This window comes from Nonomuraea sp. MTCD27, assembly GCF_041950495.1.
In the GTDB taxonomy this organism is placed as follows: domain Bacteria; phylum Actinomycetota; class Actinomycetes; order Streptosporangiales; family Streptosporangiaceae; genus Nonomuraea.
The window spans coordinates 224,448-247,668 of the sequence record NZ_JBGNUW010000001.1; the positions used below are offsets into that span (position 1 = coordinate 224,448).

General features: G+C 71.2%; 25 protein-coding genes. 7 read left to right on the top strand and 18 right to left on the bottom strand.

The genetic code is table 11. The features are described 5' to 3' along the window. Window positions 1-62 precede the first annotated feature (62 nt). From ACBJ59_RS01150 to ACBJ59_RS01200, 11 genes are all read right to left on the bottom strand, one after another. Window positions 63-683 (bottom strand): MerR family transcriptional regulator, encoded by a 621-nt coding sequence (locus tag ACBJ59_RS01150; RefSeq protein ID WP_364135312.1) that lies wholly within the window; start codon window positions 681-683, stop codon window positions 63-65. A gap of 147 nt (window positions 684-830) precedes the next feature. Further along, window positions 831-1,301, bottom strand: a complete 471-nt coding sequence (locus ACBJ59_RS01155) for a bifunctional nuclease family protein (RefSeq protein ID WP_090771501.1) — start codon at window positions 1,299-1,301, stop codon at window positions 831-833. Window positions 1,302-1,433: 132 nt separating this feature from the next. Beyond that, window positions 1,434-2,087, bottom strand: coding sequence for a MerR family transcriptional regulator (locus ACBJ59_RS01160; RefSeq protein ID WP_364135309.1), 654 nt, complete (start codon window positions 2,085-2,087; stop codon window positions 1,434-1,436). Between the two features lie 55 nt (window positions 2,088-2,142). Continuing rightward, window positions 2,143-2,655, bottom strand: a complete 513-nt coding sequence (locus tag ACBJ59_RS01165) for an FHA domain-containing protein (protein ID WP_364135306.1) — start codon at window positions 2,653-2,655, stop codon at window positions 2,143-2,145. Window positions 2,656-2,954: 299 nt separating this feature from the next. Next, complete coding sequence (locus ACBJ59_RS01170) at window positions 2,955-5,459, bottom strand: sugar phosphate nucleotidyltransferase (protein ID WP_375108285.1); 2,505 nt, start codon at window positions 5,457-5,459, stop codon at window positions 2,955-2,957. A gap of 4 nt (window positions 5,460-5,463) precedes the next feature. After that, window positions 5,464-6,045, bottom strand: a complete 582-nt coding sequence (locus ACBJ59_RS01175) for a CDP-alcohol phosphatidyltransferase family protein (RefSeq protein ID WP_364135300.1) — start codon at window positions 6,043-6,045, stop codon at window positions 5,464-5,466. A gap of 128 nt (window positions 6,046-6,173) precedes the next feature. Beyond that, complete coding sequence (locus ACBJ59_RS01180) at window positions 6,174-6,926, bottom strand: GNAT family N-acetyltransferase (RefSeq protein WP_375108286.1); 753 nt, start codon at window positions 6,924-6,926, stop codon at window positions 6,174-6,176. Between the two features lie 112 nt (window positions 6,927-7,038). Then, on the bottom strand, window positions 7,039-7,635 hold the full coding sequence (locus ACBJ59_RS01185; protein ID WP_375108287.1) for a phosphoribosylanthranilate isomerase: 597 nt from the start codon (window positions 7,633-7,635) through the stop codon (window positions 7,039-7,041). Window positions 7,636-7,645: 10 nt separating this feature from the next. Beyond that, the gene (locus ACBJ59_RS01190; RefSeq protein ID WP_375108288.1) at window positions 7,646-8,059 is read right to left on the bottom strand and encodes a hypothetical protein; all 414 of its coding nucleotides are present in this window, start codon (window positions 8,057-8,059) and stop codon (window positions 7,646-7,648) included. Between the two features lie 142 nt (window positions 8,060-8,201). Further along, window positions 8,202-8,891 carry a response regulator gene (locus tag ACBJ59_RS01195; protein WP_375108289.1) on the bottom strand — a complete coding sequence of 230 codons (690 nt, stop codon included), beginning with the start codon at window positions 8,889-8,891 and terminating at the stop codon, window positions 8,202-8,204. Continuing rightward, window positions 8,888-10,492, bottom strand: a complete 1,605-nt coding sequence (locus ACBJ59_RS01200; RefSeq protein ID WP_375108290.1) for a sensor histidine kinase — start codon at window positions 10,490-10,492, stop codon at window positions 8,888-8,890. Before ACBJ59_RS01200 ends, ACBJ59_RS01195 begins: the two co-directional genes overlap by 4 nt. A 128-nt stretch (window positions 10,493-10,620) precedes the next feature. Between ACBJ59_RS01200 and ACBJ59_RS01205 the strand changes: the two genes are divergently transcribed. Further along, window positions 10,621-11,208: a class I SAM-dependent methyltransferase gene (locus ACBJ59_RS01205; RefSeq protein WP_375108291.1), complete on the top strand. Its 588-nt coding sequence runs from the start codon at window positions 10,621-10,623 to the stop codon at window positions 11,206-11,208. A gap of 271 nt (window positions 11,209-11,479) precedes the next feature. Here the strand turns inward: ACBJ59_RS01205 and ACBJ59_RS01210 are convergent, their stop codons facing one another. The 3 genes from ACBJ59_RS01210 to ACBJ59_RS01220 are packed head-to-tail and all read right to left on the bottom strand — an operon-like array spanning window position 11,480 to window position 13,872. Beyond that, window positions 11,480-12,262 (bottom strand): enoyl-CoA hydratase/isomerase family protein, encoded by a 783-nt coding sequence (locus ACBJ59_RS01210; RefSeq protein WP_375108292.1) that lies wholly within the window; start codon window positions 12,260-12,262, stop codon window positions 11,480-11,482. Beyond that, window positions 12,262-13,176, bottom strand: coding sequence for an alpha/beta hydrolase (locus ACBJ59_RS01215; protein ID WP_375108293.1), 915 nt, complete (start codon window positions 13,174-13,176; stop codon window positions 12,262-12,264). Before ACBJ59_RS01215 ends, ACBJ59_RS01210 begins: the two co-directional genes overlap by 1 nt. Before the next feature lie 9 nt (window positions 13,177-13,185). Further along, window positions 13,186-13,872: a gamma-glutamyl-gamma-aminobutyrate hydrolase family protein gene (locus ACBJ59_RS01220; RefSeq protein WP_375108294.1), complete on the bottom strand. Its 687-nt coding sequence runs from the start codon at window positions 13,870-13,872 to the stop codon at window positions 13,186-13,188. A gap of 566 nt (window positions 13,873-14,438) precedes the next feature. Here ACBJ59_RS01220 and ACBJ59_RS01225 point away from each other — a divergent pair. Both ACBJ59_RS01225 and ACBJ59_RS01230 read left to right on the top strand, forming a co-directional pair. After that, a complete protein-coding gene (locus ACBJ59_RS01225) occupies window positions 14,439-15,536 on the top strand; it encodes a globin domain-containing protein (protein WP_375108295.1) in 1,098 nt (365 codons plus the stop codon). A 115-nt stretch (window positions 15,537-15,651) separates the two neighbouring features. Beyond that, complete coding sequence (locus ACBJ59_RS01230) at window positions 15,652-17,052, top strand: hypothetical protein (RefSeq protein ID WP_375108296.1); 1,401 nt, start codon at window positions 15,652-15,654, stop codon at window positions 17,050-17,052. A 58-nt stretch (window positions 17,053-17,110) separates the two neighbouring features. Here ACBJ59_RS01230 and ACBJ59_RS01235 read toward each other — a convergent pair whose 3' ends face one another. Beyond that, window positions 17,111-17,905, bottom strand: a complete 795-nt coding sequence (locus ACBJ59_RS01235) for a helix-turn-helix domain-containing protein (protein WP_375108297.1) — start codon at window positions 17,903-17,905, stop codon at window positions 17,111-17,113. A gap of 154 nt (window positions 17,906-18,059) precedes the next feature. Between ACBJ59_RS01235 and ACBJ59_RS01240 the strand changes: the two genes are divergently transcribed. Together ACBJ59_RS01240 and ACBJ59_RS01245 are read left to right on the top strand one after the other, a co-directional pair. Continuing rightward, complete coding sequence (locus tag ACBJ59_RS01240) at window positions 18,060-19,139, top strand: WD40/YVTN/BNR-like repeat-containing protein (RefSeq protein WP_375108298.1); 1,080 nt, start codon at window positions 18,060-18,062, stop codon at window positions 19,137-19,139. A 3-nt stretch (window positions 19,140-19,142) separates the two neighbouring features. Then, the gene (locus ACBJ59_RS01245) at window positions 19,143-19,451 is read left to right on the top strand and encodes a hypothetical protein (protein WP_364135258.1); all 309 of its coding nucleotides are present in this window, start codon (window positions 19,143-19,145) and stop codon (window positions 19,449-19,451) included. Window positions 19,452-19,590: 139 nt separating this feature from the next. Here the strand turns inward: ACBJ59_RS01245 and thyX are convergent, their stop codons facing one another. Beyond that, on the bottom strand, window positions 19,591-20,325 hold the full coding sequence (gene thyX / locus ACBJ59_RS01250) for an FAD-dependent thymidylate synthase (protein WP_375108299.1): 735 nt from the start codon (window positions 20,323-20,325) through the stop codon (window positions 19,591-19,593). A 375-nt stretch (window positions 20,326-20,700) separates the two neighbouring features. Between thyX and ACBJ59_RS01255 the strand changes: the two genes are divergently transcribed. Then, window positions 20,701-21,051 (top strand): DoxX family protein, encoded by a 351-nt coding sequence (locus tag ACBJ59_RS01255; protein ID WP_375108300.1) that lies wholly within the window; start codon window positions 20,701-20,703, stop codon window positions 21,049-21,051. A gap of 13 nt (window positions 21,052-21,064) precedes the next feature. Beyond that, window positions 21,065-21,577 (top strand): MarR family winged helix-turn-helix transcriptional regulator, encoded by a 513-nt coding sequence (locus tag ACBJ59_RS01260; protein WP_375108301.1) that lies wholly within the window; start codon window positions 21,065-21,067, stop codon window positions 21,575-21,577. Here ACBJ59_RS01260 and ACBJ59_RS01265 read toward each other — a convergent pair. Continuing rightward, window positions 21,533-22,312, bottom strand: coding sequence for an ABC transporter permease (locus tag ACBJ59_RS01265; RefSeq protein ID WP_375108302.1), 780 nt, complete (start codon window positions 22,310-22,312; stop codon window positions 21,533-21,535). The genes ACBJ59_RS01260 and ACBJ59_RS01265 overlap by 45 nt on opposite strands. Next, window positions 22,312-23,220, bottom strand: a complete 909-nt coding sequence (locus ACBJ59_RS01270; RefSeq protein WP_375108303.1) for an ABC transporter ATP-binding protein — start codon at window positions 23,218-23,220, stop codon at window positions 22,312-22,314. The genes ACBJ59_RS01265 and ACBJ59_RS01270 overlap by 1 nt, the downstream gene beginning before the upstream one ends. Window position 23,221 lies beyond the last annotated feature (1 nt).

The following is a 23,221-nucleotide window of genomic DNA, read 5'->3' on the forward strand; positions in this document are numbered from 1 at the left end:
CAGATTACTACGCTAAGCCCCGTTTGCCGTTCACCGGCCTGCCCCGACGGTCTTCGAAGTGTTCAGCCGGTGCGGCGCGCGCGGCGCCTGCGAGCCAGCTCGTCAGCGGGATGGTCGGCCGGGACGTTGTCCTCGACCGCCGCGCGTTCCCCCGGCAGCTCCGCGAGGGAGCCCTCGACCTCTCGCCAGACTCGCCCGAGCGCGATGCCGAACACGCCCTGGCCGCCCTGGAGCAGGTCGATCACCTCGTCGGCCGAGGTGCACTCGTAGACGCTGACGCCGTCGCTCATGAGCGTGATCTGCGCGAGGTCGGCGACCCCGCGGTCACGCAGATGCTGCACGGCCGTGCGGATCTGCTGCAGCGACACCCCGGTGTCCAGGAGCCGCTTGACGACTTTGAGTACGAGGATGTCGCGGAAGCTGTAGAGCCTCTGGGAGCCGGAGCCCTGCGCGGCTCTTATCGTCGGCTCCACCAGGCCCGTGCGCGCCCAGTAGTCGAGCTGCCTGTAGGTGATGCCGGCCGCGGCGCAGGCCGTCGGCCCGCGGTATCCGATGTCGCCCGGCAACGCCGACGGCTGCTCGTCGAAGAGCAGACCCTGCTCCCCGGCACGCTGCCGCGCGCTCTCGCGCCGCACCGGATCTTCCTGGCCGGCCGTCTTTCCCTCGCCGCTGCTGACCGCCACGCGGACCTCCGGCTTTCTCTCATCCCGTGGCCTGATCTGGGGGTTCGTAAAGGGCGACCACGGGTTTCACTTGCACCGTAGGACCGTGACCATGCTCAGTCAACGATCCGGCTCGGCGCGTCGTGAAGCGTAAATGCACTGAAATACCTACCCCGCCCTGCCGAAGTCTTCGGGAGTGATCGTGTCAAGGAACTCCCTGAACTTCTCCACCTCGTCCTCCTGGTCGTCCGGGATGATCACTCCGGCCTCCTGGACGACCTCCTCGCTGGCGAAGATCCGGGCCCCGGTGCGCAGGGCGAGCGCGATCGAGTCGGACGGCCGGGCGCTCACCTCCACGCCGTTGGAGAAGACCAGATCGGCGAAGAAGATGCCGTCGCGCAGCGCGACGATGTTGACCGCCCGCAGGCCGACACCCAGGGCGCTCAGCACGTCACGGAAAAGGTCATGGGTGAGCGGCCGCGGCGGCGGCTCCTCAGCCTGGGCCAGGGCGATCGCCGTGGCCTCCGTCATGCCGATCCATATAGGAAGGAACCGTTCCCCGTGAGCCTCCTTGAGCAAGACGATCGGCTGATTAGTGGGCATTTCAACGCGAACGCCCACGACCTCCATCTGCAACACGGGCTGCTCCGTATTCCTGACCGGTCACCCGGCACAGCTCTTCGATCATCGCTTCTGCTGACTGGCTTCTGCAATTCAACGTAACACCCAGCGGGCCTGGAATGTGCCCCCGCCTCCCAGCTCGCTACGGTCTCAACGTCCCAGGACCGAACGGACACCCGTGCGCACAAGGGATGCGTGCAGGTCGAGCAGAAGCGTGGAAAGCTCCCTGGCGACCTCGTCCGCCTCACCGATGGCGCCGGGGGCGCGCCGCTTGAGGATCGGCGCGACGGTCTGCTCGACCAGCCCCGCCTCGCGCTCGGCCGCCGCCTTGACCGCCCGCAGGTGGCGGGCGTGCAGGCCGAACCGGGCCAGCGCCCCGACCGTGCGCGCCACCTTGAGCGCCTCCTCGTCGTAGCGCCGGGCCACCGGGGCGAGCAGGCCGTAGTCCTCCAGCTCGGTGAGCGTCTCGTCGTCGATCCCCGCGGCCTCGAGCAGCTCCGCCCGGCTGAACCGGACCTCCTGCGCCTGCCGGACCTCACGCGGGCGGCCGAAGCTCTCCGCCATCCGGTCCTTGATCACCCGCAGCGGCAGGTAGTGGTCACGCTGCTCGGTGAGGATGAAGCGCAGTTGCTCCACGTGCAGGTGCGTGAACTTGCGGTAGCCGGAGGGGCTGCGCTCGGGCTCGATCAGCCCCTCGCCCTCCAAGAACCTGATCTTGGAGATCGTGACATCGGGGAACTCGCCCTGCAGGAGCGCGAGCACCTCCCCGATGCTCATGTGCGACCGCGCCGCCTGGGAGCTCACGGCGCCTCCGGCCCCGTGAACCCGGGGTGCTGAGCCATGTCCAAGGGTCGCTCACTCATACGCCGGCGGTGCCCCGCATCAGGAAGACGAGGCGGAATTTGCCGATCTGCACCTCGTCTCCGGAGTGCAGGGGAACCTCCTCGATCCGCTCCCGGTTGACGTAGGTGCCGTTGAGGCTGCCCACGTCGCGCACGGAGAACTGGCCGCCGCGGTGGCGGTAGAACTCGACGTGGCGGCGGGAGACCGTGATGTCGTCGAGGAAGATGTCGCTCTCCGGATGGCGCCCCGTCGTGGTCAGCTCCTTGTCGAGCCGGAAGCGACTCCCCTGGTTGGGACCCCTGGTCACCGTGAGCAACGCCGTGCCCGGGGGCAGTTGCTCGACCAGAGCCCGCTCGGCCAGGAGCATGTCGCCCGTCTCAGCCTCGTACGCCTCGATTCCCGCGACGGAGATCGTCGATGTGGTGTCCCCGGAGACCTCGGGTCTGGTCAGCGGTGACCCACAGCGGGAACAGAAACGGGCATCCTCGGGGTTGGCGTGCCCGCACTGCGTGCAGTAGACGCTCGGCATCGATCGGCTCGGCCTCCTACCGCGAAGACGCGGCGACGGTGCTCAGGGCGCGCCTCGCTTCGCTTTTTCAAGTTTGCGAATGCCGCAACTTACGCTGATCAGCGGCAAAGGTCAAGGCGGGGCGCTGCACTTTGGTTTGGACGCAGACAAAGTTACCGTCGCCCCCGCCCCGTGGTCCATGCCGCCGCGCGTTTCTACATTACGATCTTGCGGCACTCTCTGTGCACGTCATCGGCAAAGCCTTTCCCGATCGTCTCCGGTCGCTGTGCGTGACGGCGTGTGACGCGTGTGCGACGAGGTCAGCCGGCGGCCTGCTCCACGATGCGCGCCCACCGTTCGAGCAGCGCCTGGGCGCTGTCGACGTCCGACGCTTCGGCCCACAGGTCGGTGACCGGCTCGGCGGCGGCGGGCAGGACCAGCACCCAGCTCCCGTCCTCGCGGGCCACCCGCACGCCGTCGGTGGTGTCGACGCGGTGGCCCTCCGGCTCGGACTCGGCGGCCTCGATGACCGAGCGCATGACGGCGCCCTTGGCCGCCCACGGCGTGGGCACGGTGCGCTTGAGCAGCTTGACCTCGGGGATCCTGGCGTCGATCTGGCTGAGCGACAGCCGGGTGCGGGCGACCAGGCCGAGCAGGCGCATGAACGCGGCCAGCCCGTCGATGGCGGGGCTGAACTCCGGGACCACGAACCCGCCGCGCCCGTCGGCCGCGAAGATCATGTCGGGGCTCGCGGCGGCCGAGGTGAGGGCGTCGAGCGCGGTGGAGGTCCACTGCACCTGTACGCCGTGGAAGCGGCAGACCTGCTCGGCGACCCTGGTCGTGGTGACGGGCAGGGCCACCTGGCCGCCCCGGCGCTCGGCGGCGACCAGGTCGAGCACGACGAGCAGGGCGCGTTCCTCGTTGATGAGCTGGCCCTTCTCGTCCACCAGGGCGATGCGCTCGCCGACCGGGTCGAACCGCACGCCGAAGGCCGCCCGCGAGGAGCTGACGAGCTCGGACAGGCGCTGCAGGTCGCGGCGGCGCTCGGCGAGCGTCTCGGTGGGCGAGACGTCGTCGAGGCGGGCGTTGACGGTGAGCACCTCGACGCCGACCCGGCCGAGCAGCGTGGGCAGCACCAGCGAGGAGGTGCCCCCGGCGCAGTCGACGACGACCTTCATGTCCCTGACGCCGCTCACGCCGACGTGGCGCAGCAGCTCGTGGGTGTAGTCCTCGACGGCCCTGGCCGGGTAGGCGAGCTCGGCGATCTCGCCGGGGAAGGCGCGGCGGAACTCCTGGCGGGAGAAGACCCGCTCCAGCTTGCGCTGCGCGGCCGGGGGCAGGTCGGCGCCGCGGTCGTCCATGATGACGATGTCCACGCTCTGCGGGTCGCCGGGGGTGGTGCGCAGCACGATGCCGCCGGCGGCCGACTCGCGGGCCGTGTGGAAGCGGGTGACCGGCAGCGGGGCCGCCTCGAGGTCGAGGACGTTGATGGCGCCCGCGGTGAGCGCGCCGATGACGGCCCGCTTGAGCGCCCTGGCGGCCAGGGAGCAGTCGCGGGAGGTGACGACGTACTCGCCCTTCTTCAGGGTGGTGGCGTACGCGCTGGCCAGGCGGACGCACAGCTCGGCGGTGATCTCGACGTTGACCAGGCCGCTGACCCCCCGGGGGCCGAACAGGTTGCGCTGGCCGCGCGACTCCCAGATGACGCTGGTGTTGACGACCGCGCCGGCCTCGATGGTCTTGAACGGGTAGACCCGGACGCCGCTGGAGACGTACGCCTCCGCCTCGATGACGCATTCGTCGCCGATGACGGCGTTCTCCTCGATGCGGGCGCCGGCCATCACGTCGGTGCTCTTGCCGATGACGCAGCCGCGCAGGTGGGCGCCGGGGCCGAGGTAGACGTTGTCGTGGACGATCGCGCGGTGCAGGAAGGCGCCCTCGCGGACGACGACGTTGTTGCCGAGCACGGTGTATTCACGCAGTTCGGCGCCCGCCTCGACCTTGGCGTACTCGCCGATCAGCAGCGGGCCCTTGAGCACGGCGTCGGGGTCCACCGAGGCCGAGTCGGCGACCCAGACGCCCGGCGAGACCTCGAAGCCGCCGATGTCCAGCTCGACCTTGCCGGACAGGGCGTCGGCCTGGGCCTTGAGGTAGCTGTCGTGGGTGCCGACGTCCTCCCAGTAGCCGTCGGCCACGTAGCCGTAGATGGCGGCGCCACGTTCGAGGAGGGCGGGGAAGACATCCGAGGACCAGTCGACGGGCTCTCCGGCGGCGACGGCCTCGAGGACCTCGGGCTCCATGACGTAGATGCCGGTGTTGACGGTGTCGGAGAAGACCTGACCCCAGGTGGGCTTCTCCAGGAAGCGCTGTACGCGGCCCTCCTCGTCCACGATGATGATCCCGAATTCGAGAGGATTGGGGACCCTTTTCAGGCCAATTGTCACAAGTGCCTGATTTTCACGGTGAAAACGGATCATGTCGGATAAATCAATATCCGTTAGGGCATCGCCGGAGATCACTAGAAATCGGTCGTCGCGGAGGCGGTCGGCGGCGTTCTTGACGCTGCCGGCGGTGCCGAGAGGGATGTCCTCGGTGGCGTACTGCAGGCTCATGCCCAGCTCGTCGCCGTCGCCGAAGTAGTTGCGCACCAGGGCGGCCAGGAACTGGAGGGTCACCACCGTCTCGGTGACGCCGTGCCGCTTGAGCAGGCGCAGGACGTGCTCCATGATCGGGCGGTTGACCACGGGGAGCAGGGGTTTGGGCTGGTTGGCGGTCATCGGACGCAGCCGAGTGCCCTCCCCGCCTGCCATGACGACCGCCTTCACCCGATCACCCCTTCTTGGCCGCGGTTACGAGTTGGCGCACCTGTACCACATACAGCACCCCCGCCCACCAGTACAGGCCCGTTCCCCAAAGCGCGAACGCCCATCCGACAATGCGGGCTATATCGGCATACCACCCCGTGTGGGAGGCAAGGAAGAGGAGAGGGAAAGCGTACATGAGGTTGAACATGGCGGCCTTGCCCAGGAAATGCACCTGAAGTGCCTTATAGCCATGTTTGCGAAGTACGGGGATGAAACTTCCGACGAAGAGTTCCCGTGCGACGATGACCGCGACCAGCCACCAGGGGATCACGTCGCGCAGCAGGAGAGCCAGGATGGTGGCGAAGACGTACAGCTTGTCGGCGGCGGGGTCGATGATCCGGCCGAGCTTGCTGGTCTGGTTGAACGCCCGGGCGATCTTTCCGTCGAGCCAGTCGGTGAACCCGGCGACCGCGAGGATCCCGATGGCCCACCCGTCCGCCTTGGGCCCGAGAACCAGCCAGAGGAACACGGGCACACCCAGGAGGCGCAGGAAGCTCAGCAGGTTAGGAACCGTCCAGATCCGGTCCTCGGCGGAAGTTTCGCTCACGCAGGAGACCCTACTGCGTGGAACTCCAACACAGCGGCCCCACCTGGGCCCGGCTTTTCCAGGCGTTTCAGCGCCCACCCCGGGAGGCGGGGGCAGGGGCGGGAGGCCGGAGGCGGGGGTGGGTGGGGTCAGGTGCGGAGGAAGGCGTGGGTGCGGCCGAGTTGCTCGAAGCCGAGGCGGGAGTAGAAGTGGCGCGGCCAGTCGTCCGCGTCGGCCACCAGGAAGATCAGCTCGGCCCCCGCCGACTCCGCCAGCAGCGCGGTCATCAGGGCACGCGCGTACCCCTTGCCCCGGTACGGCTCGCCGGTGAAGACGCTCTCGATCTGGGCGACCCCGTCGTGCGCGTACAGGTCGGCCCTGGTGGCGATCTCCCCGTCCGGGGCGCGTACGCCGTGGAAGCCCACCGAGCCGGCCCCGCGCAGCCGGGACTCCACGCGCCTGGCCAGCCCGTCGATCACCGCGTCGGGGGCCTGCGGCAGGGTACGGCGCCAGTCGCGGCGCAGCACGGGAATCAGTTCCGGCAGTTCGAGCCGCTCGGCCGGGGCCGGATCTCTCGGGACCGGGCCGCGGAAGGCCATGAGGAGGTTCGTCTCGTGCTCGTAGCCGGCGGCGGCGAACGCGGGTGCGTACGCCGTGCCGAGCCGGTCGTCGTCCACGCACACCAGCCGGTGACCGTGGCTCCCGAGCGCCTCGTCGGCCGCCGCCAGGAGCCGCGCCACCGCCGCGGCGGGATCGTCGTCGGGCGCCGTGCGGACGATCAGCTTGTTGTCGTCGTACGAGCCGGGGAAGCGATCGTCGAGCACCGCGAACCCGCCGGGCACCGGGACCTCGCGCGGCGCCCTGCGGCGGGCGAAGGCGTGCAGGAAGTCCAGCGCGCGCACCAGGGCGGCTCCGTCCCGGACGTGCCGCTCCGTGGCGAGCGCTTCCGAAGTGACGGACGCTTCTGAGGTGGCCGCTTCCGAAATGGCGGGCGCTTGCGAAGGTGGGACGGGGTCAGGCATGGGTCTGGCGGGCCGCGCGGAGGAACGCCTCGATCAGGGCCGAGTCCTTGACCCCGGGCGCGGTCTCGACGCCGCTGGAGACGTCCACGCCCCACGGGCGAGCGGCCGCGATGGCCTCGGCGACGTTGGCCGGGTCGAGGCCGCCCGCGAGCATCCACTGCCCGGAGGGCCGCCCGCGTACGGCGGCCCAGTCCCACGGCTCGCCCGAGCCCGCGTGCGGCGCGTCCACCAGGAGCAGGTCCTCGTCGAAGGCCCCGCAGCGCAGGTCGGCCTGCGCGTCGACGGCCCTGACCAGGCGGACGCCGAGGTCTTTCAGCGCGGTGAAGTCGCCGTGCGGGTGCCGGCCGTGCAGCTGGACGGCCCGCACCCCGGAGGCCAGCGCCGCCGCCCGCACCGTCTCCGGGTCCTCGCCCCGGAACACGCCGACGGTGAGCACGTGCTCGGGGACGAGCGCGGCCAGCTCGGCCGCCCGCTCGGGCGTGATCCGGCGCGGGCTCCGGGTCATGACGAACCCGATGGCGTCGGCCCCGGCCCCGACGGCGGTGGCCACGTGCTCCGGCTCGCTCAGCCCGCAGATCTTCACATACACATCTCCGACCTTAGCGGCGGCGGGCGGCTGCCGGGGACCACGCCCAGATCAGCACGGCGCTGGTGAGGCCGAACAGCAGCACGCCGTTGGGCAGGTGCGCCCCCAGCCACAGCCAGGTGAAGTGCTGGGCCGCGCCGACGACGAACAGCGCCACGCTGGCCAGCGCGGGCCAGCCCGCCCCGCGGCCGGGTCGCCAGACGAGCACGGCCAGGACGATCTGGACGAGGGCCACGAGGTGGACGACCATGCCGGCCATGACGTGGGTCTCGATCATGGAGTCCGACTCCACCGCCTGGCCGGCGAACGAGGCGGCCACGAGCAGCGCCGCCGCCTGGGCGGAGACGGCGACGCGCAGGCTGTAGAGGAGGCCGGCGGAGACCCGGCCCGCGCGCTGGGGCCGGGGCATGGTGACGGTTTCCGACATGGTGATCAGTGGTCCTTCCGGTCGTACGACGGGTGAAGGACCACATGGTCGCGGCGAGGGGCGGGGCGGGTCGTCAGCCTGCGGGGTGACTCGCGGGTCCGCCGCCGGGCGGATCCGGCCCCGGCGGCGGGGGTGACGCGGCTCAGCCGGAGGATCCGCCGCGTGGCTGGCGTACGGGGCGGAAGGAGGCGTCCACGAGGCCGGTGCGGTGGGCGACGACGGCGGCCTGGATGCGGTTGCGCAGGCCCAGCTTGTCCATGGCGGCGGCGATGTGGGTCTTGACCGTGGTGACGCCGACGTGCAGCTCCTCGGCGATCTCCGCGTTGGACAGACCCGTGCCGACCAGGGCGAGCACCTCGATCTCGCGCTCGGTCAGCCCGGGAGGCGCGGCCGGCCCGGCGGCCTGCTCCTCGGCGGCCAGGAAGCGCTCCACGACCCGGCGCAGCACCGAGGGCGCGAGGAGCTGCTCGCCGGCCGCGGCCCTGCGAACGGCGTCCACCATGCGCTCCGGCTCGTCGTCCTTGACCAGGAAGCCGACCGCGCCGGCGCGCAGGGCGGCGTAGACGTTGCCGTCCTCGGCGAAGGTGGTCAGCACCACGATCCTGGCGCCGGGCCGGGCCGCGAGCACCCGCTTGATGGCCTCCAGGCCGTCGACCCTGGGCATGCGCAGATCCATGAGGACCACGTCGGGCAGGTGACGCTCGGCCAGGCGCACGGCCTCGGCGCCGTCCTCGGCCTCGCCCACGACCTCCATGTCGCCCGTGGCCTGCAGCAGCATGCGCACGCCCGCGCGGACGAGCGCCTGGTCGTCGGCCACCAGCACGCGGATCATGCCGCACTCCCCGAGGACAGGCGGGTGGGCAGGTGGGCGGCCAGCAGCCAGCCGCCCTCGCCGTCGGGCCCCGCGCTGAGGGTGCCCCCGACGGTGCGTACGCGCTCGCGCATGCCGGCCAGGCCGCGCCCGGAGGAGGGCAGGCGTTCGATGGCCGTGGGCGGCCGGCCGTTGCGGATCTCCACGGCAAGCCCTTCGTCCGCCGGGGTCACGGATACGCGGACCCGGGTGCCGGGACCTGCGTGTTTGAGCACGTTGGTGAGTCCTTCCTGGACGATTCTGGCGGCGGAGGTGCGGGCGATGAGCGGGGCCTGATCCGTGGCCGGGTCGAGGTCGAGGTCGACGACGAGGCCGGCGGCGGACATGCGCTCGGCGGACTCGCGTACGACGTCGGCGGGGTTGGCCAGCAGGTCGGGCTGGCGTTCGGGGTCGCGCAGCAGGTCGAGCAGGTCGCGCAGGTCCTGCAGCACCTGGTGGCCGGTCTCGCGGATGTCGTTGAGCGCGTCGGCCACGGGGCCGTCGGGGGCGGTGTAGCGGGCGGCGCTGGCCCGCAGCACCATGGCGCCGACGTGGTGGGCCACGATGTCGTGCACGTCGCGGGCGATGCGCTCGCGCTCGGCGAGCTGGTCGGCCCGCACCTGCGCGACCGCCGCGCGGGCGGCCTCCTCGGCGCGCAGGCGTTCGGAGGCCACGGCGGCGCGGCGCATGCCCAGGTAGCGGCCGATGGCGATGGGCGTGGCCACCAGCGTCATCAGCACGCCGACGCGGAACCCGGTGATCTCGGTGTCGTCGCCGACGACGGCGATGGAGGTCAGCAGGCAGCCGGTCATGTACGCGGCCACCGTCCAGGCCCAGGACACCACCCGCATGGCGAAGACGCCGATCGCGATGAGCGTGAGGATCACGCACGTGTTGACGGCCTGGTTGAGATAGGTGTCGGCCGAGACGAGCAGCACGCCCTGCAGCAGGAACACCAGGCCGGGCAGCCGCCTGGCGATGCCCAGCGACAGGCCGCCCACCACGGCGAGCAGCCCGACCACCCAGACGGGCTGCGCGCCCGCGTGCCAGGAGGTCCACGTGCTGAGCACGGTGATCGCCACGCCGCCCGCCGCGAGCAGCGCGTCAGGGGTGACGTCGCGCTCGTCGAGGCGCTCGGCGGAGCTGCGCAGGTAGGCGCCGAGTACGGCGGGGAAGACGGGCAGCAGCACGGAGTACATCCACATGTTGCCGGTGAGCGCGATGCCCGGATCGGCGATGTTGAGGGCGGTCGCGAAGATCGTGGCGGTCACGGCGAGGGCGGTGGACCGCGCCCTCGAGGTGTGCCCGGCCACGCCCAGTGCCACGCAGACGAGGATCTGGGCGGTGTTGGAGGTGAACGAGCCGAGCTGGTCGGTGATGGCCAGGAAGGCCGCCAGGTAGAGGGTGACGGGCACCGGCCAGCGGCGTACCAGGCCCATGGGCAGGCCGACGAGCAGCGCCATGGGGATGTTCATCTCGGCGGGCAGGTATTCGGTGTCACCGGCGTGCGCCGTGGTCAGCAGATCCAGGCCCACTCCAGAAGCCGCGAGGAGGACATCCAGCGGCACACCACGCCAACGCATGCACACACCGTATCCGCCGAGCGTGAACTGCTGATCCTCCGTACGGGCGACCCCGCCTCCTCCAAGTGGCCGGACATCCGCCCGGACGGGGGAGCGATCGGGCCCGGTCGCTCCCCTAGATTCTGATCATGTCCAACGACACCGCGGTTTTTCTCGGCCAGTTCCTGCGCTCCCCCGCCACGATCGGCGCGTTCGCGCCAAGCTCGCGGCGGCTGGCCGCGGCCGTCTGCGCGCCGATCCCCGAGCGGGGCGAGCCCGTCGTGGCCGAGCTCGGCCCGGGTACGGGTGCGTTCACGGTGGAGATCCAGGAGCGGCTGGCCGGGCGCGGCCACCATATGGCCGTGGAGCTCAACGAACCGCTGGCGCAATTGCTGGCCGAGCGCTTCCCCACGGTGGACGTGGTGCACGACGACGCGACCCGCCTGGGCGAACTCCTTGGCGAGCGCGGGCTGCGGATGGCCGACGTGGTGGTGAGCGGGCTGCCGTGGGCGGCCTTCCCGGACGAGTTGCAGCGCGAACTGCTGACCGCGGTGACGGGGGCGATGAGCCCGGGGGCGGCGTTCACCACGTTCTCCTACATCCACGCCATCCCGCTCAGCTCGGCGCGGCGGTTCCGCGCGCTGCTGGCCGAGCGCTTCGAGGAGGTCGTCCCCGGGCGTACGGTGTGGCGTAACACTCCCCCGGCCTTCGTGTTCCACGCGCGCCGGCCCCGGTGAGCCCGGCTGGGTGAAGCGGGGTGTCCGGCCGCCCGATCGGTACCGAATTCGGGCGGTACCGCACCTGTGGCGGGGGAGCTTCTGCTCAACCCCCTCGCGGCGCGGCTTCCCGGACTGCCCCCGCGGCTTGCGGTGGCTTCAAGCCGGCCTGCCCGAGATCTCGCGGCCGGCGTACGGGTGCGTCGGTGGCACCTCCTCCAGCTCGTTGTCCTCCACCTGGTCCTCCACGAGGCCCGCCTACCCGAGGCCCGGGGAAGCACACGCCTGGCGCTCAGCCGAATGACGGGGGCCGCTTCTCGCGCAGCGCGCGAACGCCCTCGGCCACGTCGGGGCCGGTGAAGCCGAGGAACTCCATGGCGAGCGAGGCGTCGAAGGTCGGACCGGCCAGGCGCAGCCAGTTGTTGAGCGAGTATTTGGTGAGCCTGATCGCCTCCTGGGCCCCGGCCGCGAGCCGGACGGCGATCTCCAGGGCCCTGTCGTGCACCTGGTCGTCGTCCACGCACAGGCTGACGAGGCCCATCCGCTCGGCCTGCTCGCCCGTGACGGGCTCGCACAGCAGCAGGTGGTATTTGGCCTTGGCCATCCCGCACAGCAGCGGCCAGATGATCGCGGCGTGGTCGCCGGCCGCGACGCCGAGCCTGGTGTGGCCGTCGATGATCCGCGCGGTGCGGCCGGCGACGGAGATGTCGGCCAGCAGGGCCACCGCGAGGCCCGCGCCGACGGCCGGGCCCTGGATGGCCGAGACGACGGGCTTGGAGCAGTTGAGCACGTTGTAGACGATGTCGCGGGCCTCGGCGAACACGCGCAGCCTGGTGGCGTGGTCGCGCGTCATCTCCTCGATCATGGTCCGGTCGCCGCCCGCGGAGAACGCCCGGCCCTCTCCCCTGACGAGGATGGCCCTGACGCCGTCGTCGCGGTCGGCGTCGCGCCAGATCTCGCCCAGCTCGCGGTGGGCGACGGCGTCCACGGCGTTGAGCCGGGCGGGCTCGCTGATCGTGATGCGCAGCACGCCGTCGGCCGGGGTGTCGAGCTTCAGCTTCGCGTAGGAGTCCATCAGAGCGACTCCCGCAGCCGCTCCGCCACGTAGTCGCGGGCCTCGACGGCCTGGTCGAACAGGCCGGGCAGGACGAAGAAGCTGTGCACGGCGCCGTCGAACCTGCGCAGCTCGGCCGGCACGCCCGCCTCGGCCAGGCGGGCGGCGTAGCGCTCGCCCTCGTCTCTCAGCACGTCGTATTCGGCGGTCACGACGGTCGCCGGCGCCAGGCCCGACACGTCGGGCAGGCGCAGCGGGGACAGCCGCGGGTCGGCCGGGTCGGCGTCGGGAGCGTATTGGCGGGTGAACCAGGCCATCTCCTCGGCGTCCAGCCCGAAGCCCTTGGCGTGCTGCACGTAGCTGGGCGTGTCCATGGCCACGTCGAGCACCGGGTAGACGAGCACCTGGTGGGCCAGCCGCAACCCGGCGTCGCGGGCCTGCCAGGCGGCGACGGCGGCCAGGTTGCCGCCCGCGCTGTCGCCGATCACGGCGACGCTGCCGTTGCTCTGGTAGAAGGCGGGCCTGGCGAAGATGTCGCGCACCACGGTCCAGGCGTCGTCGGCGGCGGCCGGGAAGGGGTGCTCGGGGGCCAGCCGGTAGTCGACCGACACCACCACCGCGCCGGTGCGGATGGCCAGGTCGCGGCCGGCCGCGTCGTTGCGCCTGACGCTGCCGAAGACCCAGCCGCCGCCGTGGAAGTAGACCACCACGGGCAGCAGGCCGTCGCCGGGATCGGCCCGGTAGATGCGGATCGGCACGCCCTCGGCCAGCTCGTCGCGGACGAACGGCAGCTTCGTCAGCGGCCCTCGGTGGGCCGCCAGGGCGTCCTGCGCGCGCATTTCCTGGATCGCGGCCAGGTCGAGCGTGGCCAGGTCGGTGGTCAGATCCGACGGATACTGGGCGACGTAGTCCCGCGCCTGGGGGTGCAGCGGCATGATCGAAGCCTAGCGGGCCGCCTCGACGAACGCATCGAAGAGCCGATTGTCCTGACCGCGTTCCGGGTGCCACTGCACCCCGACGCCGAACCGGTGTCCCTGCAGCTCGATGCCCTCGACGATCTGGTCCTCGGCCCAGGCCACGGCCAGCAGGCCGCTGCCGAGGCGGCGTACGGACTGGTGGTGCGGCGCGTTCACCTCGACCCGGTCGCCGATCGCCTTGCCGAGCTTGCTGGAGACGCTGACCTGGATCGTGTGGCCGCCGTCCGGCTCGGCGTGGCGGTCGCTGTCGAGCACCTCCGGCAGCCAGGGGATGAGCGTGCCGCCCTGGGCGACGTTGAGCACGTGCATGCCCCTGGCGACGGCCAGGACGGGCACGTCGGCGCGGATGGCGGCCCTGGCGATGGCCAGCTCGAACCGGTCGCGGTGCACCTGCGGCTCGGCGACGCGCTCGTCCGGATCGCCGTTGTAGGTGTCGGCCCCCACCTCCACACCGCCGGCCAGGACGATGCCCTGCAGGCCGCGTACGTAGTCCTCGATGGCGTGCGGGCCGAGTGGCGGCAGCATCACGGGCGCGCCCCCCGCCCGTCCGACCGCCTTGGCGTACGAGGGGGGAGACAGCACGGCCTCCCGGACCCAGTCGCCCCAGCGGGCAGCTTCGAAGTAGGCGGTGATGCCGATCAGCGGTCGGGACATGCGATCTCCAGGGGGCATGGTGGAGTCGTGCGGGCGCCAGCCCGTCAAGGTGACGGCCCCATGCCATCATGGCGCACTCTCTTTCCGATATGTCACCCCTCCCAAAGATCCCCTCCCACCGCTTGCCTCCCGGGGAGCCGGACTTTCCGGGTTTCGCCCCCTTCTCCGCCTTCGTCAGCCGTGCCCGCCACGCGCCGGTCCCGAGACGGACGTTCGCGAGCCACCCCGAGCGACCCGCCCGCGAGGGGCTCCGGGCGGGCCGGTCGCGGAACTCCCGCGAATGAAATGCGAAAATAAATAATTTTCGCATTTGCTGACCGAAATCGCATGGGGATTGCCTGCGGAGAATCACAAGAACGCTACGGATAGTTCTGCTTCGCACCGTATTGAGGGGAAACGGTTGTGACGCGTCATCGGTGGTGTAAGACTCAATTTCGAGCGCTCGGGTACGCCGGGGCAGGCCCCGGCGCTCATGACCCGGAACCGTCAGGGAGGTGAACGGCGAGACCGGAATGCGTTTCCGGTCAAAGGGTGGGGTTGGATATATGTCGTTGAATCCGCGCCTGGTGAAAGAGAGTTTCTCCGTCGTGGAGCCGCTGGCCGACAAGGCCACGGCCTACTTCTACGGCCGGCTGTTCGCGGAGAACCCGCACTTGCGAGGGATGTTCCCGCCGGCCATGGACGTGCAGCGCGACCGGCTGTTCAGCGCGTTGACCCGGATCGTGTGGAGCCTGGACAGCCCGGACAGCCTGGCGGCCTTCCTCGGGCAGCTCGGGCGGGACCACCGCAAGTACGGCGTGATCGCCGAGCACTACACGGCCGTGGGCAACGCGCTGCTCGCCACGATCCGCCGCTTCGCCGCGGACGTGTGGAACCACGAGATCGAGGCGGCCTGGGTGTCGGCGTACACCGCCGCCGCGAACCTGATGATCGAGTCGGCCGAGTCGGACTCGGGGGTCTCCCCCGCCTGGTGGCTGGCCGAGGTCATCGACCACGAGCAGCGTCACCGGGACATCGCGGTCCTCACGCTGCGGCCGACGCAGCGGCTGCCGTACACGCCGGGGCAGTACGTCAACGTGCAGACCGCGCGCTGGCCGCGCGTGTGGCGGACGTTCTCCATCGCCAACGCGCCGCGCCCGGACAACACGATCAGGCTGCACGTGCGCTCGGTCCCCGGCGGCTGGGTGTCGACCACGCTGATCAGGCACACCCGCATCGGCGACACGCTCATGCTGGGCCCGCCGATGGGCACGATGGCGCCGCGCGAGCAGAGCGTGCGCGACGTCCTGTGCGTGGCCGGCGGCACGGGCCTGGCGCCGCTGAAGGCGATCATCGAGTCCATCATCGCCTCCGGCCGCCGGCCCAACATCCACCTGCTGTACGGCGCCCGCACCGCCGACGAGCTGTACGACCTGCCGGACCTGATCAGGATGGAGTCGTCGTTCCCCTGGCTGCGGGTGCTGCCGGTGGTGTCGGACCAGCCCTCCTACGAGGGCATGCGCGGCCACCTGCCCGAGGTGACGCAGCGCTTCCACTCCTGGGCCGAGCACGACGTGTACGTGTGCGGCCCGACCTCCATGGTCAACGAGACCGTACGCCGCCTGCAGATCGACGGCGTGCCCCTGGCCCGCATCCACCGGGACATCATCCAGGGGGAACGCTGATTTTCCAGATCAGGAGGTTGACAGCGGGGATCGGACGGTGCCATCTGGAACTTGACCCGCCAAGTGGAGGTGGACTGTGCCATCCCCCGCCCGGTGCCGAGGAATCGGCGGATTCGTGACCGTCGTCACCGCGATGCTCCTCCTCGCCCCCTCCCCCGCCCTTGCCGAGGAGGCCGTGCCGCTGACCGAGATCGGGTCCGACGCCTACGCCAACGCCACCAGCCAGCACGGCACCCAGGCCGGGCCCGACACCTACCAGTGGGGCTCGACCATCGTGACCGCGCAGCAGGCGGGCCGCTTCCACGACGGAGGGGCGTCCGGCATCGCGTTCGCGACGTCCGCGGACAACGGCGCCACGTGGGCCAAGGGCGTGCTGCCGGGGCTGACCGGTTTCGGGGACGGGGCGTACGCGCGGGTCAGCGATCCGTCGGTGGCGTTCGACGCCGGTCACGGGGTGTGGCTGATCTCCTCGCTGGCGCTCACCGACGTGGGCGGGGTCGCCGGGGCGGCGGTGCTGACCAGCCGCTCCACCGACGGGGTGACCTGGGACGAGCCGATCGCGACCGCCGTCGGGGGCGACCTGGACAAGAGCTGGGTGGCCTGCGACAACGGCGCGGAGAGCCCGTACCGCGGCCGCTGCTACGTGGTGTTCGACGACCACGGCGCGGCCAACGCGATCAAGGTGGCCCGATCCTCCGACGGCGGGCTGACCTGGGCCGTGACCGGCACCTCGGCCACCGGGCTGGGCGGGCAGCCGGTGGTGCGGCCGAACGGGGCCGTGGTGGTCCCGTACCTGGGCGACGACGGCGAGATCCGCTCCTTCCGCTCCCGTGACGGCGGCGCGAGCTGGAGCGGGAGCGTGCCGGTCTCGCGGGTGCAGCGGCACACGGTGGCGGGCGGGTTGCGGGCCGCGCCGCTGCCGTCGGCGGAGGTCGACGCGGCCGGCACCGTGTACGTCGTCTGGCACGACTGCCGCTTCCAGATCGGCTGCGCCGGCAACGACATCGTGCTGAGCCGGTCGGCCACGGGGGCCTCGTGGGGCGACGTCATCCGGGTCACCGGCGACGGCGGCGACCACTTCATCCCCGGCCTCGGCGTGGACCGCGAGAGCGCGGGCGGCAGGGCCCGGCTGGCGCTGGCCTACTACCGGTACCCGGAGGCCGCCTGCACGGCCGCCACGTGCCGCCTGACGGTCGCGTACACCTCCTCGACCAACGGCGGGGCCAGCTGGTCGGCGCCGACGGAGCTGCACGGGCCGATGTCCGTGGACTGGCTGGCCGGCAGCGCGCAGGGCCGCACGGTGGGCGACTACATCTCCACCTCGGTCGTCCCCGGCGGCAGCGCCTTCCCGGCGTTCGCGATCGCCCGGGCGCCCAGGGGCGGGGCGTACGACGTGCGCACCCACACGGTCACGGGCGGCTTACCGATCCTGGGCGGCGACCCGCCCTCGATCGCCATCGAGGCCGCCATCGCCACCGGCGACCCCCCGCCCACCACCCCACCGACCGCCCGCTGACCCCGCACCGCGCCGGAACCGTCGGCGTTGGCGTGAGCGTCGGCGTGGGCATCGGCGGCTATCCGCGCAGCACGGCGGCGGTCTCCTCGTCGCTGGGCCAGAACGTCTCGATGGCCAGCTCGGACACCGTCACGTCCACCGGCGTGCCGAACGTCGCGATCGTCGTGAACATCGACAGCACCCGGTCGCCCGCCGCGATCCGCAACGGCACCAGGATGTCGCCCGGCCCGGGAACGTGCGCGACGTTCAGATCCACCCCCGGGTAGGTGTAGGACGCCAGCTCGTCGTGCAGCTCGGCCAGCCGCCCGTCGCCGGACACCTCGGCCTGCCTGCGCAGCTGCTGCAGCAGGTGGGCCCGCACCTCGGCCAGGTTGAGCAGCCGCCCGCCCATGGCCTGCGGGTGCAGCGACAGCCGCATCACGTTGATCGGCTCCCGCAGCAGCTCCTCCGGCACCCCTTCCATGAACATGGCGGCCGCCGAGTTGGCCGCGACCAGGTTCCACACCGCGTCCACCACGACCGCCGGGTAGGGCTCGTGCCCGGCCAGGATCTTGTCCAGCGCCCGCCGGACCACCTCGCCCTCGGGGGCGCGTACTTCCCGTTCGGGATAGACCGGGGCGAACCCCGCCGCCACCAGCAGCCTGTTGCGGTGCCGCAGCGGCACCCCCAGCTCCTCGGCCAGCCGCATCACCATCTCGCGGCTCGGCCTGGCGCGCCCGGTCTCCAGGAAACTGATGTGGCGGGCCGAGACGTCGGCCCCGATGGCCAGGTCGAGCTGGCTCACCCGCCGCCGCTGCCGCCACGAACGCAACAACTCACCAAAGACCTCTTCATGTACGGCGACCGCTCCCATGCCGCACACGTTATCGAGTGGAGGGAAGGGCCTCGATTACCCGGGAGGTAATGCGGGACGCGAAACGCCATCCTTGCGCGGGGAATCTCCCAGTCTTCGGCGACTGTCGGTGCCGCGTGGCACGATGGCCGCAAGCGAACATGGGAGCGATGCTATGAGTGACGCAATGCTCGCGATCGGCACCCGCAAGGGTCTGTTCCTCGCCCGTTCGACGGACGGCGGCCCCTTCGAGATCCAGCCGATCCAGTTCTCCACGGTCGCGGTGCCCTCGGTGGCGATCGACACGCGCGGCACCACACCCCGGCTCCTGGCCGGCATCGAATACGGCCACTTCGGTCCATCCGTCATGTATTCGGATGACCTCGGCCAGACCTGGAAGGAGGCGGAGCAGCCGCCCATCGCCTTCCCCGAGAAGACCGAGGCGACGCTGACCCGGGTCTGGCAGCTCGCCCCGTCCCCGTCGGAGCCCGAGGTGGTGTGGGCGGGCGTCGAGCCGGCCGCCCTCTTCCGCTCCGAGGATCGCGGCGTCACCTACCGGCTCGTCGAGGGCCTGTGGGAGCACCCGCACCGCGAGCACTGGCAGCCGGGCGGCGGCGGCCTGTGCCTGCACACGATCGTCAACCATCCCACCGACCCCGACGTCATGGCGATCGCCGTCTCGGCCGCCGGCTTCTATCGCACGACCGACGGCGGCCTGTCGTGGGAGGCGGCCAACAAGAACATCCGGGCCCCGTTCATGCCGGAGGGGCAGCAATATCCCGAGTACGGGCAGTGCGTGCACAAGGTGTCCATGCACCCGTCCCGGCCCGAGCGGCTCTACCTGCAGCACCACTTCGGCGTCTACCGCAGCGACGACTTCGGCGGGAGCTGGCACGACATCGGCTCGCCGCTGCCGTCCGACTTCGGCTTCCCGATCGCGGTGCACCCGTCGCGGCCCGACACGATCTACGTGCTGCCGCTGACGGCCGACATGGACCGCACGCCGGTCGACCACCGCTACCGGATCTACCGCAGCGACGACGGGGGCAAGAACTGGCAGCCGTTCTCGCAGGGGCTGCCCGAGGGGCCGGTCCACTCGAGCGTGCTGCGCGACGCGATGACGGCGTCGGAGGCGGGGGTGTTCTTCGGCACGCGCGACGGCGAGGTCTACTGCTCGCGCGACGACGGCGAGACCTGGTCGCTGGTCGGCCGGCACATGCCCGACGTGCTCACCGTGCGCGCGGCGGTGCTCTAGTCGATGACGAAACCGGTCACGATGGTCGTGTTCGTGCTGCCCAGCTCGCTGCGGAGATGGGTGAGCGGGCGGACGGAGGTCAAGGTCTTCGCCATCGGCGCCGACCGCGACTCCCCGCCCACCCTGGGCTCGGCCCTCGACATGCTGCGGCGCACGCATCCGATGCTGGAGGAGCGGCTGCGCGACGACTACGGGCGCATCCGCCGGCACATCAGCATGATCGTGTGCGGGGAGAACGCCCGGGGCCTCGGCGGCCTCGACTGCGCGCTGCCCCCGGGCGCCGAGGTCTACGTGCTCCCGGCGCTCGCCTGACCCGCGCCGCGCCGGCTCGCTCGCGGACGCGGCCGGTTGCCGGCCTCTCTTCCGGCAACCGGCCGCCGCGGCGCCGGCCATCCGCGCCGAAGCCGGAGGCGGATGTGGCCGGCCGGCCGCCGCGGCGGCGATGGGCGGCTCAGGGACAGACGCGGCCGTTGGCCTCGAAGGCCGCGTGGGTCAGCGGCATGAGCCCCGCCCACAGCTCCTCCATCTTCTCGGCGACCATCTCGATCTCGCGCTGCGGGAACGAGGGGAACGCGGAGTCTTCACGCTTGACCCGCAGCGACAGGAAGTTCATCAGCGCCCGCGCGTTGCAGGTGGCGTACATCGAGGAGTAGAGGCCGACCGGGAGCACGGTGCGGGCCACCTCCCGGGCCACGCCCGCCTCGAGCATCTCCAGGTAGGCCCGGTAGGACTGCCGGTAGCTCTCCTGGGTCGCCTCGGTCACCAGCTTGTGCTGCTCGGCGGTGCCGTCGGTGAACACGTATTTGCCGGGCTTGCCCTCCTGGACCAGCTGGCGGTCCGGCCCCGGCACGTAGAACACCGGCACGAGCTGCCGGTATCTCCCGGACTCCTCGTTGTAGGAGAACGTCCGGTGCCGCATGAACTCGCGGAACACGAAGATCGGCGCGCTGACGTAGAAGGTCATCGACGAGTGCTCGAACGGTGTGCCGTGCCGGTCGCGCATCAGGAAGTTGATCAAACCCTTGGAGCGCTGCGGGTCGGCCTCGATCTCGGCCAAGGAGCTCTCGCCCTTGGTGGAGACGCGTGCCGCCCACAACACGTCGGCGTCCGAGGCGGCGGACTTGATCAGCTCCACGTCCATGTCGCTACGGAACTTGACCTCGACCTCCGGTTCGACCTTGCCCATGCAGAACCCCACTCCGCTCGATGATGTGTCGGTTCCAGCAAACCAGGTCCCGAGGCCGTGCGCGAGTCGGCGCCCGCCGTCCCCCTCACAGTGGTACGGCGGGCGCCCCGGCAGGTCAGCGGGGGTGCCGACCTGGCTCGGTCCGGGTCAGCGGCGCCGGTCCCGGCGAGCCGGACGAGCGTGCCGCCCCCGCCCGCGGCGAAGGACGCCGGGACACGACACCGCCGATCATCACAGCAGAATTGACAAGGAGACAAATCACAATTCGATCAATCGAATTCGGAAATATCCATTTCTGATTTCGCCACGATACTTGTTGCTTCAAGTTTTCAGGTCTACAGTCATGATTCCACTGATACTTGAAGGGTCAAGCTTATGGATGTCATCCTCTGGATCCTGCAGATCCTGCTCGCCGTCGCCTTCGTCGTCTCGGGCCTCGGCAAGTTCGCCGACCTCGGCCCGCGTTTCCGCGAGCAGCAGGCCTACCGGGAGGACTTCAGCCCCGCGCAGCTCAGAGCCGTCGGCGCGCTGGAGGTGCTCGGCGGCGCGGGGGTCGTGCTGCCCTGGGCCACCGGCGTCGCGCCGATCCTCACCCCGCTCGCCGCCGCCGGGCTCGGCCTCCTCATGATCGGTGCCGCCCTGGTGCACCGGAGGCGGAAGGAGGGCATCGCGGTTAATCTGGTGCTGCTGGCGATGGCGGTCATCGTCGTGGCGGGACGCATCTGACCCTGGGGGTTCCTTGGTCGACGGGCTCGGTGAGGACGAGCAGCGGGCGTGGCAGGGCCTGCTCGCGGTCATGCTGGTGGGCATCCCGCAGGTCGAGCGTACGTTCCGGGCGCACGGCCTGGTGCACATCGAATACGGCCTGCTCAACGCGCTCGTCTCGCGGCCGTTGCGGCTGAGCGACCTGGCGAGCGTGGGCAACGTGTCGATCAGCCGGCTCAGCCACCGGGTGAGCAAGCTCGTGGACCGCGGCTACGTACGCCTGCGGCCCGACGCCAGCGACGGGCGGGCCAGCGTGGCCGAGATCACCGACGAGGGGCGCGCGGTCATCGCCGCGATCGCCCCCCATCACGCCCAGGCGCTGCGCGAGGTGCTGTTCGACCACCTGACCCCGGAGCAGACGCTCGCGCTGGCCGACGCCATGCAGGTCGTCGGCACCAAGCTGGGCGCCTGCATGGACGGCCGCCCACCCGGTGGCGGGCGGTCAGGTGATGTCGCGGCGCAGCGTGGTGACCGAGGCGAGGGCTGAGAAGGCCAGCGCGTAGCCGAGCAGCACCAGCGCGCCCGCCCACGGCGGCAGCAGATACGACAGGTCCAGCCCGAACCCCACCCCCGTGCTGGTCAGCGCCGTGGTGGCGCCCGCGGGAGTCCACTTGCCCAGCGGCTGCAGCGCGGGGATCGCGTTGACCACCGTGTCGACGACGTACACCCAGACGATGACCGCGACCAGCGCCCCGACCTGGTTCTTCACCAGCGCCCCGAGCCCGAGCCCGAACAGCGTGTAGAGCCCCAGCACGACCAGCACGCTCACGATCACCCGCAGGACCGTCCCCGAGAACACCAGGTCGCCCCCGGCGGCGAGCACGGTCACGACCAGCGCCGCCCCGGTCAGCACCAGCGCCGCCGCCCCGAGCAGCACCCCCACCACGAAGCTCGCGCCGAGCTTGGCGGCCACCACCCGCACCCGCTTCGGCGTGGCGAGGAGCGTGGTGGTGATCGTCTGGTAGCGGTATTCGCCGGTCATCATGACCACGCCGAGCACGGCCGCGAAGAGCGTGCCGCCCGTGCCCATCCCCCAGAGGATCTCCTGGAAGCCCGCCGTGTCGCGGCCGGGGATGATGACCTGGCCGGTGGGCGTCGTCTGGCCGGCGGCGAAGATGGTGAAGCCGACCGACAGGGCCACGTACGCCAGCATGACCAGCAGTATCACCCACCACAGCCGGGTGGTGGCGACCTTGAGCAGTTCCGCGCGGATGAGCGCCATCAGCCCCGCACCTCCCCCGCCGGCTCCCCTGTCAGCTGCAGGAAGACCTGTTGCAGGTCGCCGCGTTCCTCGGTCATCTCGGTCAGCACGACGCGCTCCTCCAGCGCGATGTTGCCGATGGCCTCGACGTCGAGGTCGCGGACCCGGAGCACCCCGTCCGTCAGCTCGACCCGGCCTCCCTGCCGCTCCAGGGCGGGCCGCAACTCCTCGGGCTTGGCCGTGCGCACCCTGATGACGGGCGCGCCGCCGTTGGAGACGAGCTCGGCCAGGCTGCCCTGGCGCACCAGCCGCCCCCTGGCGATGATCACGACGTTGTCCACGGTCTGCTCGACCTCGGCCAGCACGTGGCTGGAGACCAGCACGGCGGCCCCCCGCTCGTGGGCGAGGTGGCGCATGAAGCCGCGCAGCCACTGGATGCCCGCCGGGTCGAGGCCGTTGGCGGGCTCGTCCAGGATGTACACCTTGGGGTCGCCGATCAGGGCGGTGGCCAGCGCGAGCCGCTGCCGCATGCCCATGGAGAAGCCGAGCACCCGCTTGCCCGCCACCTCGGCCAGCCCCACCCGCTCCAGCGCGTCCCCGGCGCGCGCGAGCGGCAGGCGGGCCGCCGTGCACAGCACCTTCAGGTGGTTGTACGCGGTGCGCCCGGGATGGAAGTTCGTGGCTTCGAGCACGGCGCCCACCTCGGTGAGGGGGCGTTCGAGCTCGACGTAGCGGCGGCCGTCGACCAGCGCGCTGCCGGAGTCTGCGGTGACCAGCCCGAGCAGGCTGCGCAGGGTCGTGGTCTTGCCGGCGCCGTTCGGGCCCAAGTAGCCCGTGATCGTGCCGGCCTCGACCGTGAAGGAAACCCCGTCCACCGCGCGTACCGGACCGAACGACTTGGAAAGGTCTCGTATCTCGATAGCACTCATG